The 17,555-nt window shown below is 59.9% G+C and carries 17 protein-coding genes; 9 read left to right on the top strand and 8 right to left on the bottom strand.

Annotation, left to right across the window (positions count from 1 at the left end; all coding sequences use genetic code 11):
- The first annotated feature begins 261 nt into the window (after nt 1-261).
- From KP699_RS02310 to rho, 3 genes are all read left to right on the top strand, one after another.
- Nucleotides 262-1,464, top strand: coding sequence for a magnesium transporter CorA family protein (locus KP699_RS02310; RefSeq protein ID WP_215761470.1), 1,203 nt, complete (start codon nt 262-264; stop codon nt 1,462-1,464).
- Nucleotides 1,461-2,054, top strand: a complete 594-nt coding sequence (locus KP699_RS02305) for a hypothetical protein (RefSeq protein ID WP_215761469.1) — start codon at nt 1,461-1,463, stop codon at nt 2,052-2,054. The genes KP699_RS02310 and KP699_RS02305 overlap by 4 nt, the downstream gene beginning before the upstream one ends.
- A gap of 242 nt (nt 2,055-2,296) precedes the next feature.
- Nucleotides 2,297-3,592: a transcription termination factor Rho gene (rho, locus tag KP699_RS02300; protein WP_077930506.1), complete on the top strand. Its 1,296-nt coding sequence runs from the start codon at nt 2,297-2,299 to the stop codon at nt 3,590-3,592.
- Nucleotides 3,593-3,650: 58 nt separating this feature from the next.
- On the opposite strand, the gene KP699_RS02295 is transcribed toward rho, so the two are convergent.
- Nucleotides 3,651-3,884: a sulfurtransferase TusA family protein gene (locus KP699_RS02295; protein WP_252346751.1), complete on the bottom strand. Its 234-nt coding sequence runs from the start codon at nt 3,882-3,884 to the stop codon at nt 3,651-3,653.
- A 281-nt stretch (nt 3,885-4,165) separates the two neighbouring features.
- Between KP699_RS02295 and KP699_RS02290 the strand changes: the two genes are divergently transcribed.
- The 4 genes from KP699_RS02290 to KP699_RS02275 all read left to right on the top strand — a co-directional run bounded on the left by KP699_RS02290 (nt 4,166) and on the right by KP699_RS02275 (nt 7,964).
- Entirely contained in the window at nt 4,166-4,588 is a 423-nt protein-coding gene (locus tag KP699_RS02290) for a transcriptional repressor (protein ID WP_035373694.1), read from the top strand.
- On the top strand, nt 4,585-5,433 hold the full coding sequence (locus tag KP699_RS02285) for a GNAT family N-acetyltransferase (protein WP_025826283.1): 849 nt from the start codon (nt 4,585-4,587) through the stop codon (nt 5,431-5,433). The genes KP699_RS02290 and KP699_RS02285 overlap by 4 nt, the downstream gene beginning before the upstream one ends.
- 177 nt (nt 5,434-5,610) lie before the next feature.
- On the top strand, nt 5,611-7,173 hold the full coding sequence (lnt, locus tag KP699_RS02280; protein ID WP_215761522.1) for an apolipoprotein N-acyltransferase: 1,563 nt from the start codon (nt 5,611-5,613) through the stop codon (nt 7,171-7,173).
- Between the two features lie 332 nt (nt 7,174-7,505).
- Nucleotides 7,506-7,964: a helix-turn-helix domain-containing protein gene (locus KP699_RS02275; protein ID WP_212375595.1), complete on the top strand. Its 459-nt coding sequence runs from the start codon at nt 7,506-7,508 to the stop codon at nt 7,962-7,964.
- A gap of 47 nt (nt 7,965-8,011) precedes the next feature.
- Here the strand turns inward: KP699_RS02275 and KP699_RS02270 are convergent, their stop codons facing one another.
- On the bottom strand, nt 8,012-8,785 hold the full coding sequence (locus tag KP699_RS02270; RefSeq protein ID WP_025826287.1) for a DUF2076 domain-containing protein: 774 nt from the start codon (nt 8,783-8,785) through the stop codon (nt 8,012-8,014).
- Nucleotides 8,786-9,016: 231 nt separating this feature from the next.
- Here KP699_RS02270 and KP699_RS02265 point away from each other — a divergent pair, with 231 nt between their 5' ends.
- Together KP699_RS02265 and glyS are read left to right on the top strand one after the other, a co-directional pair.
- A complete protein-coding gene (locus tag KP699_RS02265) occupies nt 9,017-9,901 on the top strand; it encodes a glycine--tRNA ligase subunit alpha (RefSeq protein WP_035373697.1) in 885 nt (294 codons plus the stop codon).
- Nucleotides 9,902-9,905: 4 nt separating this feature from the next.
- Nucleotides 9,906-11,990, top strand: coding sequence for a glycine--tRNA ligase subunit beta (glyS, locus tag KP699_RS02260; protein ID WP_215761467.1), 2,085 nt, complete (start codon nt 9,906-9,908; stop codon nt 11,988-11,990).
- Nucleotides 11,991-12,115: 125 nt separating this feature from the next.
- Here glyS and KP699_RS02255 read toward each other — a convergent pair whose 3' ends face one another.
- The 6 genes from KP699_RS02255 to metK form a co-directional block, all read right to left on the bottom strand.
- On the bottom strand, nt 12,116-12,448 hold the full coding sequence (locus tag KP699_RS02255; protein ID WP_215761466.1) for a tRNA-binding protein: 333 nt from the start codon (nt 12,446-12,448) through the stop codon (nt 12,116-12,118).
- A 247-nt stretch (nt 12,449-12,695) separates the two neighbouring features.
- Nucleotides 12,696-12,863: a DUF1328 domain-containing protein gene (locus KP699_RS02250; RefSeq protein WP_077930512.1), complete on the bottom strand. Its 168-nt coding sequence runs from the start codon at nt 12,861-12,863 to the stop codon at nt 12,696-12,698.
- Nucleotides 12,864-12,993: 130 nt separating this feature from the next.
- Nucleotides 12,994-13,758, bottom strand: coding sequence for a hypothetical protein (locus KP699_RS02245; RefSeq protein WP_215761465.1), 765 nt, complete (start codon nt 13,756-13,758; stop codon nt 12,994-12,996).
- A gap of 116 nt (nt 13,759-13,874) precedes the next feature.
- On the bottom strand, nt 13,875-15,452 hold the full coding sequence (gene purH, locus KP699_RS02240; RefSeq protein WP_077930513.1) for a bifunctional phosphoribosylaminoimidazolecarboxamide formyltransferase/IMP cyclohydrolase: 1,578 nt from the start codon (nt 15,450-15,452) through the stop codon (nt 13,875-13,877).
- A gap of 94 nt (nt 15,453-15,546) precedes the next feature.
- Nucleotides 15,547-16,260: a tRNA (guanosine(46)-N(7))-methyltransferase TrmB gene (locus KP699_RS02235; protein ID WP_025826293.1), complete on the bottom strand. Its 714-nt coding sequence runs from the start codon at nt 16,258-16,260 to the stop codon at nt 15,547-15,549.
- Nucleotides 16,261-16,274: 14 nt separating this feature from the next.
- On the bottom strand, nt 16,275-17,462 hold the full coding sequence (metK, locus tag KP699_RS02230; protein ID WP_077930514.1) for a methionine adenosyltransferase: 1,188 nt from the start codon (nt 17,460-17,462) through the stop codon (nt 16,275-16,277).
- Nucleotides 17,463-17,555: the final 93 nt, after the last annotated feature.

Here is a 17,555-nt window from a genome sequence, read left to right as displayed (position 1 = left end):
TAAATTTTGAGATAACCTTGAGGAAAAACCCCTGTCCTGTGTGAAGACCTTTCGTGATCCCACGCAGGTGTGCGCACGCTCTGAACATATCCCCGTGACAGAGAGCGAATAAGCGGATGCAAACAGGTGGTTGGGGGCTATTCAGGACTGTCACTTGTCACTGCCCGGCTGCTCTGGTCATATTTGCGCCGCCCGCGCCACCGCGGTCTGGCCGGGCGACACACGCGACTGCGCCCTGCTGCCACGCTCAAGGAGAAGTTCATGTTTCTGGCCCACAAGCCCGGTGCCCCGGCCCGGGCGATTGAGAGTGAGGCCGACGCCCACGGCGTAGCATGGATTGACCTGCTCAACCCCACGCCGGAGGAGCAGGATCTGGCTGCGCGCATCTGCGGCCAGCCGCTCCCTACGCTGGATGATCTGAACGAGATTGAAAGTTCCTCGCGCATCAGTGTGCGGAATGGCGCTGCATTTCTGTCCACGCCGCTGCTCAAGAAAACGGGGCTGGAGTTTGAGGCTTTCCCGGTCGGGTTTGTGCTGACGGCGGAACGCCTCATTACCATCCGGTATCAGCCCTACCCATCTTTTGAGAGTGTGGCGCAGCTTGTGGCGGCCCATACGCTGCCCCCCTCCCCGGCCGCCACACCGGCACCTAGCACGGTTGTCACCCCCAGGCAGGAGCAGAAAGAAGCCACCCCACCCAACGCCCCGCCACAACAACAGCCGCAGCCGCAGCCGCAGCCGCAAACTCTCGTACCCGCCCCCATTGGCCCCGGCGAAGTGCTGGTGGCCCTGATTGAAACCATTGTGGACCGGCTGGCGGATATTCTGGAAAGTGTCGGCATGCTGCTGGACAAGCTTTCCAGAGATATTTTCAAGCGGCGACAGAACAAGCCTGCCGTCCGCAGTATTGCCGCCTGGCAGCGGGAACTACTGGAGCGCGTCGGCAGTTCCGGGGATCTGTGTTCACGCGTGCGGGACACTCTGCTGGGGCTGGAACGCATCACCATTTTTTTAAGCGAGAGCAAAAAGGACGGCATGGCCCCGGCCTCCGGCCTGCCCGTCACATCCCGGCGGTTTGAAGCTGGCGTCACAACCCTGCCCACAGACAACGCGCCCTATGCTCTCTCCGGCGCTCTGCGGTCCCGCATGGCAACCGCAAACCGCGATCTGTCCTCCCTGAGTGATTATGTCTCTCAGGCGGCCAGCAAGGTTGAGTTTCTGCTGGATGCCACGCTGGGCTTTATCAGTATCGAGCAGAACGGCGTGATGAAGGTGCTGACCGTTGTCAGCTTTATCGGCGTGGCCCCCACCCTGATTGCCGGGGTGTATGGCATGAACTTCAAGGATATTCCGGAACTTAACTGGTCCTTTGGCTATTGGTATTCACTGGGGCTTATGGCGGCGTCCGTCGCGCTGCCGCTCCTGTGGTTCTGGCGCAAAGGATGGCTTGGAGGCATTAAATGACACAGCGCACACTGTTTTCCCGCTCTCACTGCGCAACACAGAGGCAGGCGGCCAGAACGCTGCGTAATGCACTGGCCGCAGCGGGTGTCTGCCTCCTGAGTGTTGCCTCCTCCGCCACCGGACTGGCGGCGGCGAGACCAAACCCGGCCATCAGTCAGGCAACCTATCAGGCTCTTTTCAACCAGCTCAGTGCGGAACCCCTGCGCTATGGTGGCCTGGCCTCCGCGCATAACCGCCGCATTCTGATCGGCCTGCATCAGACCGGCACCGGCACCGTCGCAGGGGAGATGATGCGGCTGGATTCCGCCATGCGCCCTCTGGATGCCGGACCGGTCACAGGGACCCTCACCGCTCCCGGCTCCGCACAGTTAAGCCATTGCCACCTGAACGTGACCCTTTCTGACCGGGATATCACGCTGGATGGCCCCTGCTCCGCCACCCTGCTGTCCGGCGCGCTGACCACCCGCCCCAGACCCAGCCAGCTCTGGTCTCAGGTGACCAATTTCATCTCGCCCGATACCTCGGTTTCACAATACTGGCTCAGCCGGGACACCTGGCAGGCCGCTGTCACGCCAGCCGCTGCCCCCTGATACACCCTGACACCCTTTGGGCGCCTGTAAAGTCTGGTTGACGAACCAGACTTGCGGACTTATTCTTCGCCCCCAGAACTGGCTGACTTCACCTGTCCAGTGCTTTCCCTCATGTCAGGATCATCCTGCTATCCGGGCCGCCGTGGCGCACCTGTGCTGTGCCACCCCGTGCTTCCGGGCTTTGCGCAAGACTGGTCCGGACCTCCCCATTTCTGAACTATTGCCAGTCAGGGCATTCCTAAATGCATCTTGCGGAACTCAAGGCCAAGTCTCCGGCCGATCTTCTGGCCTGTGCCGAAGACCTGAATATTGAAAACGCATCATCCCTGCGCAAGCAGGACATGATGTTCGCCATTCTGAAGACACTGGCCGATAACGATCAGGCGATCTACGGTGATGGCACACTCGAGATCCTGCATGACGGGTTCGGTTACCTCCGCTCTCCCGAATCAAACTACCTCCCCGGTCCGGATGATATTTACATCTCCCCCGCTCAGGTGCGCCGCTTTGGTCTGCGCACGGGTGATACGGTTGAAGGGCAGATCCGCGCCCCGCGGGATGGCGAACGCTATTTCTCGCTGCTGAAAATCAACAGCATCAATTTTGAAGCGCCGGAAGCCGTCCGGCACCGCATCAATTTCGATAACCTCACCCCGCTCTATCCTGAGCGCCGCCTGCAGATGGAAGTGGAAAACGCTGCCCCGCCGGTGAGTGAGGCCAAAGGCAAAAAAGGCAAAAGCACGCAGGATTTCACGCCCCGCGTGATTGATCTGGTCGCCCCCATCGGTATGGGCCAGCGCGCCCTGATTGTGGCTCCGCCGCGCACCGGTAAAACGGTCATGCTGCAGAGCATTGCCTCCTCCATTTCCGCCAACCATCCGGAATGCTTCCTGATCGTGCTGCTGATTGACGAGCGGCCGGAAGAAGTGACCGACATGGCCCGCTCCGTGCGCGGTGAAGTGATTTCCTCCACCTTTGATGAACCGGCCCACCGCCATGTGCAGGTGACGGAAATGGTGCTGGAAAAAGCCAAACGTCTGGTGGAACACAAGCGCGATGTGGTGATCCTGCTGGACTCCATCACCCGTCTGGCCCGCGCTTACAACACGGTTGTGCCGTCCTCCGGCAAGGTGCTGACCGGTGGTGTGGACGCCAACGCCCTCCAGCGCCCCAAGCGTTTCTTCGGTGCGGCGCGTAACATTGAAGAAGGCGGCTCTCTGACCATTATCGCCACGGCGCTGATTGATACCGGCAGCCGCATGGATGAAGTGATTTTTGAAGAGTTCAAGGGCACGGGTAACTCCGAGCTGATCCTTGATCGCAAACTGGCTGACAAGCGCACCTTCCCCGCAATTGACATCACCAAGAGCGGCACCCGTAAGGAAGAAATGCTGGTGGACCGTGCCACCCTGTCCAAAATGTGGGTCCTGCGCCGTATTCTGGCCCCTATGGGCACGATGGACGCCATGGACTTCCTGCTGGACAAGCTCAAATACAGCAAATCCAACAACGACTTCTTCGAGGCCATGAACAACTAGGCCTGATCCCTGACTTTCAGGGCAGGGCGCGTTCTCAGACCCCGTCCGGCGGCTGCCCTCAGCCTGCCGGTGCGGGGTCTTTTTTCTGGACTGTCAGCACGATGCTGCCATCCTCTGCCGCCTGCTCAGCCAGAACGGTGTGCCCCAGCGCCAGCACGGACCGGCAGACATTTCTGTGCGGTTCTTCCCCCCTCAGCCGCACCACCAGCACACGCCCTGCCGCCATCCCGTCCAGCGCCAGACGGGTGCGCACAAATGTCATCGGGCATTTTTCATGCGTGATATCCAGCATAAGCGCTGCGGACGGCGCCGAATCCGCATTCTGCTTTTCTGACGGGCCTGCCGGGTTTTCCATAGACACTCCTCCTGAACGGCCGCACAGGCCGGGTATAGAAACCATTTGAAATCAGAGCTTAAAAAACCTGCGGGTCTGTGTAAAATTGGACAACCCTCCCCCTTTTCGGCTACCTGATGGTTCATGAACGCAGGTGGTAACAAGCAGGATTTGCGCCCTTGAAGTCACAGTCGACAGAATCACGGATTGCGCAGCTGTGCATCGAACATGGCCTGAAGATGACGGGGCAGCGGCGCGTTATCGCACGCGTTCTGTCAGACGCGGATGATCATCCCGATGTAGAGGAACTCTATCGTCGCGCCTCAGCGCTTGATTCCCGCATTTCCGTCGCCACAGTCTATCGCACTGTGCGGTTGCTGGAAGAAAAAGGTATTCTGGAACGGCGTGACTTTGGCGGGGGCCGCGCCCGCTATGAAGCCACGGAACATGGCCGCCACCATTATCACCTGATTGATGTGGATAATGGCAAGGTTATTGAGTTTGAAGACCCTGAGCATGAAGAGCTGATGCGGCGCGTGGCCGAACGGCTGGGGTTTGACTTTGTATCCATGCGGCTTGAACTGTTTGGCAAAAAGCGCCCGCAAACCGCGCAGGCAGGCAAGGCCCCTCAGGCTGCAAAGCGCAAAGGAGCCGCCTCTTGAGCACGGACCAGTTGCCCTCAGGCTCCCTCTCCACGCTGGATCTGGAACGCAAGGGCTTTCCGGAACTCCGGGGCGGCAATCTGAGCGTCCGCATTGCCACGACTGACGATGAACGCGACGCCGCACAAGCCCTGCGTTACCGCGTCTTTTATGAAGAAATGGGCGCGCACCCGGACGCAGAAACCCTGCGCCTGAAGCGCGACATTGATGAATTTGATGCCGTTGCCGACCATCTTCTGGTTATTGACCACGCCATTGCGTCCGACGCACGCGGCGTGGTGGGCACCTATCGGCTTGTGCAGGGCGATGCCGCGGCCAAAATTGGCCGCTTCTACTCCGCCAGTGAATATGACATTTCCCCCCTGACGGAATTTCCGGGGCGTCTGCTGGAAGTTGGCAGATCCTGTGTGGATAAAGACTATCGCGGCCGCGCTGCAATGCAGCTTTTGTGGCGCGGGATTGCCTCCTACATTTTCCTGCACCGCATTGATGTGCTGTTTGGCTGCGCCAGCCTGCCGGGCACCAACCCGGATTCCATCGCCAATGAGCTGACCTATCTCTACCACAACCATCTGGCTCCCCCCGCTCTGCGCGTGAAGGCCTTGCCGGAACGGCGCGTGGACATGCTGCGGGTTGATCCGCATTCCATCGACTTCCGCAAAACACTGGCCCGCCTGCCGCCGCTGATCAAAGGCTATCTGCGTCTGGGCGGATATGTGGGTGACGGCGCGGTGATTGATCCGCAGTTCAACACCACGGACGTTGCCGTTCTGGTGAAAAGTGAACTGCTGGCTGACAAATATTACCGCCATTATGAACGCCGCCTGCGTGATGCGCTCGACTAAGCAGGTTTTATGGGCTGATCCGGCCTTCCCTGCTTTTTCGCCCCTAACACTTCCGTGCATCCTGCCAGCTCAGTGCTGACCCGGCTGGCGTTCTGGCGCGCTCCGCAACGCAGCCTGCCTGCGGCCAGCCAACAGGCCCCACATACCCGACCTGCCCGCTGGCGTCAGGCAGGCCTGATGCTGGGCATGGGCGCACTCTCGGCCCTCGCTCTGCCGCCAGTCCATTGCCTGCCGGTTCTGCTCATAACGTTTCCTGCTCTGGGCCGCGCCATAAACCGGGCATCAGGCTGGAAAAACGCCGCGTGGGCCGGAGCACTCTTCGGCTTTGCCTTCTATACCGCCAACCTGTACTGGCTGGTAAACGCGGTGATGATCCGGGCTGAAGAATTCTGGTGGTTTGTGCCGTTCCCTTCACTGGGGTGCGCCCTGATTCTGGCCCCCATGGTCGCGGCTGCGGCAGCATTCAGTTACCTTGCCCCGGCGGGACCGCGCCGCCTTCTGGCCCTTGCCGCAAGCTGGACCCTCTTTGATATGGGTCGTGTGTTTCTGTTCAGCGGGTTTACATGGAACCCGCTGGGCAGCGCGCTGGCTGTTCCCGGTGCGGTAGGAGACGTGCTGATCCAGCCTGCCGCATGGATTGGCGTGGACGGCCTGACGTTTTTTGTGGTTCTCGGCGCTTTGTTTGGTGGTCAGGCCCTGCAAGATACAGTGCGGGTCCACATGGGCCGTTCCGCACTTGTCTTCCCACGGCGCGCTGACCGCCTGCGCATTGCGGCCTGCGCAGCTTTTATGCTCTGCGCAAGCCTGACAGCGAGCATTATCCGCCTGAACACGGTTCACCCCGCCGGAGAGGCTGGACCCGTGACCGTACTCGTACAGGGCAACGTGCCGGAAACGGAAAAAGTCGGGCACCTTAACCCGCGTGATATTTTCATGCGCTACCTGCATCTGACCGCAGACGGGGTCCTTCAGGCGCGCAAGCTGCAACCACAGCCAGCCTTTGCGGATGCCTTGACGCGGCCGATTGTCTTTTTGTGGCCCGAGACCGCCTTCCCCGGTTCCGGCCTGTTGCAGGACAGCCCCCGCGCCCGCCAGATGATTATGGACTGGGCACAGGGGGCTGATGCCGGATTTATTGGCGCGCTGCGCGTGGATGATAACGGGCGTTACCGGAACTCTGTTATCGCACTGGCGCCCGGTGGCGAGATGACGGCGTTTTATGACAAGGCCCGGCTGGTACCCTTTGGCGAATATCAGCCCCCGTTCATCCCGCTGCAAATTGTCCCCCAAGGCGGCATGGCCGCAGGTCCCGGTGCGCAGACATGGCATCTGCCGGGCATCCCGGCCGTCGGGCCTCTGGTCTGTTATGAAGTCATTTTCTCCGGACTGACAGTAGACCGGCATGACCGCCCGCGCTGGCTGGCGAACGTGACGAATGATGCCTGGTTTGGGGACAGTGCCGGCCCGCGCCAGCATCTCTCCTCCGTCCGGCTGCGCGCGGTGGAAGAGGGGCTACCCATTGCCCGTGCAGCCAATACCGGCATTTCCATTGCCTATGATGGTTTTGGGCATGAACTCGCCCGCCTTGGCTGGGGAAAAACCGGCACTCTGGTTGTCCCCCTGCCCGCAGCACTCCCTGCACCTCTGTTTGCGCGCTGTGGCCGCAGCCTGCCAGTCCTGTTGAGTCTTGCAGTTTTTCTGGCTGCTCTTGTTCGCATTCAACGCAAACCTGTAAAATAAACAACCCTGTAAAGTATTCCCCGTTCTAAAATAAGTTTACATAAAAAATGAATCGAGGCATTAATTGATCTATATTTAACTATGTTAATTATTAACAAACAATATTTACAAAGAAATTAATAATATTGAAACTGTTTTTATTTTTATCAGAGTTTTTTCTATTCAAAAAATAATATGTCTTCCAGATCTAGAAACTTTAACAAATGGTTTATAATCTGTCATTTAACCGGCTTATAGACTACGCCCTTCCCTTGGTGAGAAACCGCGTGACAGCAACTGCCTCCCCCCGCCCTGATCCAAAACCGTCCACCCCGCGGGCGGGTTCGGTCGATATGCATGTCGGGCATCGCATCCGCCTGAGGCGTACCTTGCTGGGACTTTCACAGGAAAAGCTGGGGGAAGCGCTAGGCATCACATTTCAGCAGGTGCAGAAATATGAACGCGGCACAAACCGCGTAGGCGCATCCCGGCTTTATGATCTGGCCGCTGCCCTTGATGTGCCCATCAGTTTCTTTTTTGATGATATGCCCCCTCCGGGGCAGACAGAAGGGCAGCCATCCCAGTCGGCCTATCACTCCGGGTTTTCACAAAGCCGGAAAGCGTTTGAGACCCCGTTTCAGACCGGGATATCATCCGTTTTTTCAGATCAGGACGCGTCTCTCTTTTCCCGCAAGGAAACAGTTGAGCTGATCCGCGCCTATTATCGCATTCCTGACCCGGTTGTACGCAAACGTGTGCTGGAACTCGTGCGCTCCATGGCTCCGGCAAATGAAGCCGACACGCATGGCTAAATAAAAAAGGGCGACCGAAGCCGCCCTTTTTCTCTCAGGTAAGCGGATCAGAATTCCTGATCGCCGCCCCAGTCCCCGCCTGAATCGCCACCGGCGTCCCCGCCCCAGTCATTGCTTCCGGCATCAAAGCCCGGATCAGCAGAGGTTCCGGCTCCGGCAAACGGGTCGGCCCCGGCTCCATCGCCATAGTTGTTATTGATAATCGTCTCGCTCGGCTGGCCAGCGCCCCAGCCGGCATCCGCTCCGCCACCATGATGCCCGCTGAACAGATCCGTCAGCGCATTTGCGGCCAGCATCCCGCCCGCCACGCCGGTCGCGGTAGACAGCGCGGTGCCGAGAAAGCCAGAGCCACTCCGGAACATACCGGGCTGTGCGCCATAGGGCAGAGGCTGCGGCTGATATTGCGGCGCGGCGGCCGGACGGCCACCCCAGCCCGGAGGTGCTGACTGCTGCGGCTGACCCTGCTGCGGAGCACGCTGACCACCGCCAAACAGACCGCCCAGAAAACCACCGCCACCGGCAGGCTTCTGCTGTGCCTGAGCCTGCTGCAACGCCTGTTGTGCCTGCTGAAGCTGGAACTGGAGCTGCTGGATACGGTTCTGCGCTTCAACCAGCGCCATTTCCTGCACAACCGCCATCTGCGTGATGCGGTAGCGGGCTTCCGGATATTGCTGGAATTCCTGCACCAGAAATCTGTCTGCTTCCGGGTCGATCGGCGGCAGATTGGGCTGCGTGCTGGGCACACTGCCAAAACCGGACTGGGACGCACCGCCCACTCTGGCCACAAATTTCGCAATGAGGTCGCGTTCCTCGTTGGTCATCGTCTTCTTTCCCTGCCTGCGGCATATGCTGCCAGCGTGATGCACTGGTTTGCAGCCTTAAAGCGCCACTCTGTCCAAGATGTGGCGAGGCGGCAAGAGCGTTGCAAGAGGCAGGCCACAGGGAGTTGCATGCCTTCTCTTCCTGAATGGTGTCTGCGCCTGTATGGTGTGCCGCATCGTGCGCACTCAGCGCATAGTCTGACTGTCCTACTGCGGAGTTTCACCCTGACCATGGACCCGGCGTCTCCCCGCCCTACCGAGCGGCCTCTTTCCTTTCAGGACCTGATCCTGACCCTTCACCAGTTCTGGTCAAAACAGGGGTGCGCCATTCTTCAGCCCTATGATCAGGAAATTGGTGCGGGCACGCTGTCCCCCCACACCACGCTGCGGGCGCTGGGCAGCACCCCCTGGAAAGCCGCTTATGTGCAGCCCTGCCGCCGCCCGTCTGATGGCCGCTATGGGGAAAACCCCAACCGGCTCCAGCATTATTACCAGTATCAGGTGCTGCTGAAGCCCACGCCGGAAGAAAGCCAGAAACTGCTGCTGGACAGCTACCGCGCCATCGGGATCGACCCGGACCGCCACGACATCCGCTTTGTGGAAGATGACTGGGAAAACCCGACCATCGGCGCATGGGGTCTGGGCTGGGAGGTCTGGTGTGACGGGATGGAAGTCACGCAGTTTACCTACTTCCAGCAGGTTGGCGGTATTCCGGTGGTGCTGCCCTCCACGGAGCTGACCTACGGGCTGGAACGTCTGGCCATGTATGTGCAAGGGGTCGAGAACGTCTATGACCTCGACTATAACGGCACAGGCCTGACCTACGGGGATGTGTTCCTGCGTGCTGAGCAGGATTATTCGCGCCATAATTTTGAGCTGGCAGATACGGAGCTGCTGTTCCGCCATTTTGCTGATGCAGAAAAAGAAAGTGTGGCACTGGCAGAAGCCGGTGTTGCCCAGCCTGCCTATGACCAGTGCCTGAAGGCCAGCCACCTGTTCAACCTGCTGGATGCGCGCGGCGTGATCAGCGTAAGTGAGCGTGCAGCCTATATTGGCCGCGTGCGGACACTGGCAAAACTGTGCTGTGAGACCTGGCTGGCTGGCGAGGACAAATAAGATCATGCCCGAACTGCTGATAGAACTTTTTTCAGAAGAAATTCCCGCCCGCATGCAGCAGCAGGCCGGTGAGCATCTGCTCCGCCTGCTCTCTGACGCACTGGCTCCGCTAAACCCGCAGGATGCTGTGGCCTATACCGGCCCGCGCCGCATTGCGGCCTCCTGCACGCTGGACGCACATGTGCCGGGACGCACCGTGTCCGAGCGCGGCCCGCGTGAGGGCGCTCCGGAAAAGGCGCTGGAAGGCTTCACCCGCAAACATGGCGTGACGCAGGATGCCCTGACCCTGCAAAATGGCTTCTGGGTGCTGGAGCGGGAAGAACCTGCCATCAGCGCCAGAGAGCATATTGCCGCCACCATGCCGGACCTGCTCCGCCGCTTCCCCTGGCCCAAATCCATGCGCTGGGGGCAGGGCAGCGCCTTTACATGGGTCCGCCCGCTGCGCCGTATTCTGTGCATTCTGGATGGCGAGACTGTGCCGTTCTCGCTGGCTCTTTCCGGGGCTCTTTCCGGTACGCAGGGCGACGATAACGGCCACCATCTCCAGTCAGGCAACCAGACGGAAGGCCACCGTTTCCTCTCTCCCGGCGCGGTTGCCGTCAGCAGCGTTGCGGAATGGCAGGATACGCTGCAGGGCCGCCATGTGCAGGTCCATGCGGCCGAGCGGCGGGAAACAATCGTCTCCGGCCTGACAGCCCTTGCCGCCTCGGAAGGACTGGCTCTGGTGCCGGATACGGGCCTTGTGGAGGAAGTTGCCGGACTGGTGGAATGGCCTGTGCCGTTCCTTGGCCGGATTGACGAAAAATACATGGATCTGCCCGCCGAGGTGATGCAGGTCTCCATGCGCGTCAACCAGCGGTATTTTGCCCTGCGCAACGGGGACGGCTCCGCAGCGCCACGCTTTGCCTTTGTGGCCAATATTGTCCCGGCGGATGATGGGACCCTGATTGTCACCGGTAATGAGCGCGTTCTGCGCGCCCGTTTTGCCGATGCCCGCCACTTCTGGGATCTGGACCGCAAGCAGACGCTCGCCTCCCGCCTTGGTGCGCTGGATGCCATTACCTTCCATGCCAGACTGGGCAGTCAGGGGGACCGCACGCGCCGCATGGTGCGTCTGGCCGGACTGATTGCCCCTATGGTCGGGGCCTCTAAAGCCGAGGCCGAGCGGGCCGCGGACCTGAGCAAAACCGATCTGACCACCGGCATGGTCGGGGAGTTCCCGGAACTTCAGGGCGTCATGGGCGGATATTACGCCCAGCATGATGGTGAGGCTCCGGCAGTCTGTCAGGCCATTACCGAGCAATATATGCCCCGCGGCCCCGGTGACACGGTGCCGACGGCCCCGGTTTCCGTCGCACTTGGGCTGGCCGACCGGTTTGATATGCTGGCCGCATTTTTCGCCGCGGGTGAAAAGCCGTCCGGCTCGGGTGATCCGTTCGGCCTGCGCCGCGCGGCACTGGGCATTATCCGCCTGATCCGTGAGAACAGCCTGCGGCTTGATCTGGTAAAACTGTTCCTGCTGGCGGCGGAAGCCCTGCCGGACTCCCTGCGGGACGCACCAGATCTCGCTCTGCTGCCGCAGTTTATGGCGGAGCGTCTGCGCGTCCAGTTACGCTCGGAAGGGGCGCGATATGATTGCCTTGCCGCGATTTCCACCGGCAACACGGATACAGACATCACCCGCCTGCTAGCCCGTGCGCAGGCTCTGGAAACCATGCTGGAAACGGAAGACGGCAGGAACCTTCTGGCCGCCACCCGTCGGGCGGCCAACATCCTGCGGATTGAAGACCGTAAGGATGGACCGCATGATGGCGCACCGGATGACGCCCTGTTTGTCCAGCCGGAAGAACAGGCTCTGGCCGCAGCGCTGGACCGGGTTGAACCCACTGTAGAAAAAGCGTTTGCAGAAGAACGCTTTACCGATGCCATGCGGGACGCTGCCAGCCTGCGGGAACCGCTGGACGCCTTCTTCGGGCCTGTGACCGTCAACGACCCTGACCCTGCCCTGCGCCTCAACCGCCTGCGGCTACTGGCGCGTCTGGGCCGGATGATGCGCCTGATTGCAGATTTCAGCCAGATTGAGGGGTAAGACCCTTTTCCTGAACGGACATTCAACGCGAAAAAGGGAGGCAGGGCACTTTGCCCCGCCTCCCTTTTTTATGAAACTTGTCTGGTCACAGAGAGGATTTAGGAAAGCAAACCAATGTTCTGCTTTCAGCTCAGGCGCGTGCCGTTGGGGACTGCCCTTTCCAGAGCCGCCAGCACCACGCCTTCCTCCGTTTCAAACCCAGATAACAAAAACTGGGAACGAAACGGACCAACCTGTTTTTCCGGAAAATTGATGATCCCGATAACCTGCCGCCCCACAAGTGTTTCCGGTGTGTAAAGGCGTGTGACCTGCGCGCTGGTTTTACGCTCCCCATACGGCCCAAAATCCACCCAGATTTTATAGGCCGGCTTCCGTGCTTCCGGAAAAAATTCAACGCGCAGAATAGTCCCTGCGACCATCATGATTTTTTCAAAATCTAACCAGACAATCTGCTCCATAGCGCTTTCTCCGCCTTTTGCTCTCGGATCTCTTTCTCTTAAAACTCTCTAAAAGGTTCAGCAGATCAGGCAAGCGGTTCTCTTCTCACTTGCTTCTCCGCAAGACCACCAACCCGTTCTTTATAAGATAACGCCACATAAAAAAGCGTGTGATCCAGAAGGACCACACGCTTTCCATTTTCTGCCACCATCAGAAATCTTCTGAAATATCTGGCCGTTTTATCAAAAATAACCAGATAGCCTCATGCTATACGCGCGCACGACCAAAGAAGAAGCTGACGACCAGCAGAACAACAAAAACAAACAGCAGAATTTTCGCCACACCGGCAAAGCTGGACGCCGCACCGCCAAACCCGAACAGGGAGGCAATCAACGCCAGAATCAGAAAAGTCAGAACCCACCGTAAAATAGCCATCTCGTCTCTCCTCAAAAACACCGCAGCGTCTCCGGAAAAGCATCCGGGCTTTGCGCTTCCTCACCCTAACGCGGCAAAATCCGGAAAATTCTCTCGGTTCAGAAACGAGATGGGCCGTAAAAACTGCTGATCAGTGACCTTCAGACCCCGGAATAATATCATACCCGGCACTGCCCGGAGCCGGGCCGGGCGGGAGCGCACTGCCCCCGGCAATCCCGACCATCTGGTTGGAAGCCGGGCCAATTTCCCGTGCATCAATGGCAATGCCCAGTTCCCCGCTGCTACCCGTGCCAACGGCATACAGGGTCTGCCCCGGCCGGAGCCAGGCGGCCAGCCGTGTGGCCTCACGCGGGGGGAGGTAAATAACGGAATGGTCTTTCAGCACCGCGCCGTTCAACTGGCCGTCCAGATCATAGAGCGGCATCCAGACCTCACCGTGCAGCACCAGATCCGGCCCGGCAATCATCTCGGTGGACTGGCGCGGCATGGCAATAAACGTATCCTGCATGCCCCGGCCACGCGGGCTGGTAATGCCAAAGGCGCGAATAATGGGGAGCGTGCGGCCTTTCAGGCCCCGGATCTCGACCGTATCACCGGGTTTGATCAGCCCGGCCAGCGTATGCCCCTGATCGGGGGAGACAAAAACCTGCGTGCCATCATTCAGCACAAACCCGACCACGCTGCCATGAGATGAAGGCAGAAACTGCGCCACCTGACCGCTAAAGCGCGGCAGGCCGGACAGGTCATACACACCTTCAGCCTGCTTTTCCGTCATCGTCTGATGAGAGGCATAAGTGGCTGAACTCTGCTGCCCGGCAGACGCCTTGGACGCAGGGGCCGCGAGGGCTGCTGAAGAAGCCAGAAGAAAAGCCGGTAGAAAGAACAGAGGGCGCATGGATCAACCAGTTAGAGAAATCCAGCCTGAGGACGACGGACCTCAGGCCAGAATAAGGAAGACTATGCACCATTGTTCGTCAGGAAAGCGCATCCGGCAAGAGCCGGAAAAGCGTGTCAGTGGCGGAAATGACGCATACCGGTAAAGACCATGGCAATGCCTGCAGCATCGGCTGCGGCAATCACCTCATCATCCCGGATGGAGCCACCCGGCTGAATAACGGCCGTAGCACCCGCCGCGACAATGGTCTCCAGACCATCCGCAAATGGGAAAAACGCATCAGACGCCGCGACAGACCCCTGCGTGAGCGGGGCATCCAGCCCGGCAGCCTTGGCGGCTTCCCCGCTTTTGCTGGCAGCGATGCGGGCAGAGTCAACGCGGCTCATCTGCCCTGCGCCAATGCCAACCGTTGCGTTATTTTTGGTGTAGACGATGGCGTTGGACTTCACATGCTTGGCCACACGGAAGGCAAACATCAGATCTTCCATTTCCTGCGCAGAGGGGGCGCGTTTTGTCACCACCCGCAGGGACTCGGGTTTGATCTGCCCGTTATCCCGCGTCTGCGCCAGAAAACCACCGGCCACGGACCGCACCACCACACCTGCCGCAGCGGCGTCCGGCAGGCCGCCCGTCAGCAGCAGACGCAGGTTTTTCTTGCGGGCCAGAATGGCTTTGGCCTCTGCATCCGCATCCGGGGCCACAATGACCTCGGTGAAAATACCGGAAATTTTGGTCGCGGTTTCGGCATCCAGCGTGCGGTTAAGCGCCACAATGCCGCCAAAGGCGGAGACAGGGTCGCACCGCAGGGCATTATCCCAGCAGGCAGAGAGTGTTTCACCCACAGCCACACCGCACGGGTTGGCGTGTTTGACAATCACGACAGCCGGGCGATCAAACTCGGCCACAGCCTCGAACGCGGCATCCGTATCATTGATGTTGTTGTAGGACAGCGCCTTGCCCTGCACCTGCACAGCCGTCGCTACGCCGGGGCGTGTGCTGCCATCTTTATAGAAAGCCGCCTGCTGATGCGGGTTTTCACCATAGCGCAGCACTTCCGCGCGCTGGCCTGCCAGCACAAAGCGTTCCGGCAGGGTATCCTGCGCCTGTGCTGCAAACCATGCGGCAATAGCGGCATCATACGCAGCAGTCCGGGCGTAAGCAGCACCTGCATAGGCACGGCGCTGTTCAAGCGTACTGCCGCCCTGCCCCAGCGCCTCAATCAGCCCGGCATACTGCGCCGTATCCGTCAGCACCACCACATGGCCGTGGTTCTTGGCTGCCGCGCGGATCAGCGCGGGGCCGCCAATATCAATATTTTCAATGCAGTCTTCAGCGCCAGCTCCGGACGCGACGGTTTTTTCAAACGGGTAGAGATTGACCGCAACCAGATCAATCGGTGCGATTTTGTGCTCTTCCATCTGCGCAACATGCGCAGGCAGGTCACGCCGCCCAAGAATACCGCCATGGATCTGCGGCACGAGCGTCTTCACGCGACCATCCAGAATTTCCGGGAAACCGGTATGGTCAGAAACTTCAGTAACAGGCAGACCGGCCTCACGCAGAGCGCGGGCAGAGCCGCCGGTGGAAAGGATTTCCGCGCCGTGCGCAACCAGCGCGCGCCCGAGGTCAAGAAGCCCCGTCTTATCGGAAACAGAAATTAACGCGCGGCGCACAGGTTGCGTCGTCTGGCTCATGGGGCGGACCTTTCGCACGGCTAAACCGGATTTCAAAGCGGCTCATTAGCCAACAAGCGGCCCAAGAGCAACCTTGCGCGTGCCGGAAAAGGCCTTAGCGGCGCGTAAAGGTCCAGTAGAGCGGCTGGCGGCCAGCGGCAATCGCCTTGGCTTCATAACGGGTGGGGAACCAGCCATCCGGCCGTTCGGCCACGGGCGGCGGGGCTTCAAAAAAGGACTGCGCAGCCATGACTTCTTCAACCCATGCCTGATAGGTCGGGTCATCACTCGCAACACGCCAGACGGCACCGGGCTTCAGCACGCGTGCGACCAGCGCCACATTCTCGGGGTGCATAAAGCGGCGTTTGGCGTGGCGCGCCTTGGGCCACGGGTCCGGGAACATCAGGAACAGCCGGTCCACCGAGGCATCCGGCAGGGCACGCAGCAACACGCGGGCATCATCATCCCACAGCCGCAGCATGTCCGGGATGGCGGACGTTGCTTCCTCCCCAACCGGCACAAAGCGGGTCAGCAGAGAACACAGGCCGTTATCAAAGACTTCAGAGGCAATATAGCCAACATCCGGGTGAGCATTATGCTGCCCCACCACATGTTCCCCACCCCCAAATCCGACTTCAAACCAGATCTGCTGGGGCGGGCGGCCAAAGGCTGTGGCCGGGTCCGCTGCGCGATCCAGCGGAAAGCGCAGACGGGGCAGCGCCTCATCCAGAAGGCGCTGCTGACGGGGACGCAGCGAATGGCCGCGCGGTCGCCCATAAAGTCGTTCGGGCGACGGCTTAACGTCCGGTCCGCTTACTTCCTCCGTCATGATACGCTCAGACCTTAGCGGTTGAACGCGCCGCGCAGGGCATCCACCAGATCGGTGCGCTCCCACGTAAAGTCATCACGCGCATCATCCGGCGTACGGCCAAAGTGACCATAGGCAGAGGTCTGTGCGTAAATCGGGCGGTTCAGACGCAGGTGCTTACGGATACCGCGCGGTGTGAGGTCCATGACTTCACGCAGCACAGCGCCCAGACGGGCTTCATCCACGTCCTTGCCGGTTCCATCCAGATCCACATACACGGACAGCGGATGAGACACGCCAATGGCGTAGGAAACCTGAAGCGTGCAGCGGTCTGCAAGACCAGCCGCAACCACGTTCTTCGCCAGATAGCGGCAGGCATAGGCTGCGGAACGGTCAACCTTTGTGGGGTCTTTCCCGGAGAATGCGCCGCCGCCATGCGGAGCCGCACCGCCGTAGGTATCCACAATGATCTTACGGCCCGTCAGACCGCAGTCCCCGTCCGGACCACCAATCACGAAGATACCGGTCGGGTTGACGTAGAATTCGTCTTCCGGCGGCATCCAGCCTTCAGGCAGCACGTTACGCACAATGTCGCCCAGTTCTTCACGCAGCTTCTTCTGGCTGATGCCTTCATCATGCTGGGTGGAGATCACCACGGACGTGGCGCCAACGGGGCGGCCATTGGAATAGCGCAGCGTCACCTGGCTTTTGGCATCCGGCTGGAGGCCAGCGGCACGCGGGTCACCCGCACGGCGCAGGTCACGGATTTCGTGCAGGATGCGGTGTGCATAGTAAATGGTGGCCGGCATCAGCGTGTCGGTTTCGGTAGAGGCGTGACCGAACATGATGCCCTGATCACCAGCGCCTTCGTCTTTATCGCCAGCGCTGTCCACACCCACTGCAATATCAGCAGACTGGGCATGCAGGTAGTTGGCGGCCTCAGCCTTACGCCAGGAGAATCCTTCCTGATCGTAGCCAATATCTTTCACCGCATCACGCGCGGCCTGAATCAGGCCTTCGGATGTGATGGAAGAGGGGCCGCGCACCTCACCTGCCAGAATGATCCGGTTTGTGGTCACCATGGTTTCACAGGCCACGCGGGCTTCCGGGTCCGCTGCAAGATAAGCATCCAGAACAGTATCGCTGATCCGGTCTGCAACCTTGTCGGGATGACCTTCGGAAACAGATTCCGAAGTGAACAGGAAATCGCCGTCTTTACGCATGATGGTGCCGTCTGCCCCACGCACTATGAATTAGGAATTGTGACCGCCACCTTTAAGAAAAGGCGACGGGACCGTGTGGCGGAATAGTGGCCG

Origin of the sequence: Acetobacter sp. P1H12_c, from assembly GCF_018811975.1 — a bacterium.
In the GTDB taxonomy this organism is placed as follows: domain Bacteria; phylum Pseudomonadota; class Alphaproteobacteria; order Acetobacterales; family Acetobacteraceae; genus Acetobacter; species Acetobacter persici.
This window is presented reverse-complemented; position numbering and strand designations above follow the sequence as displayed.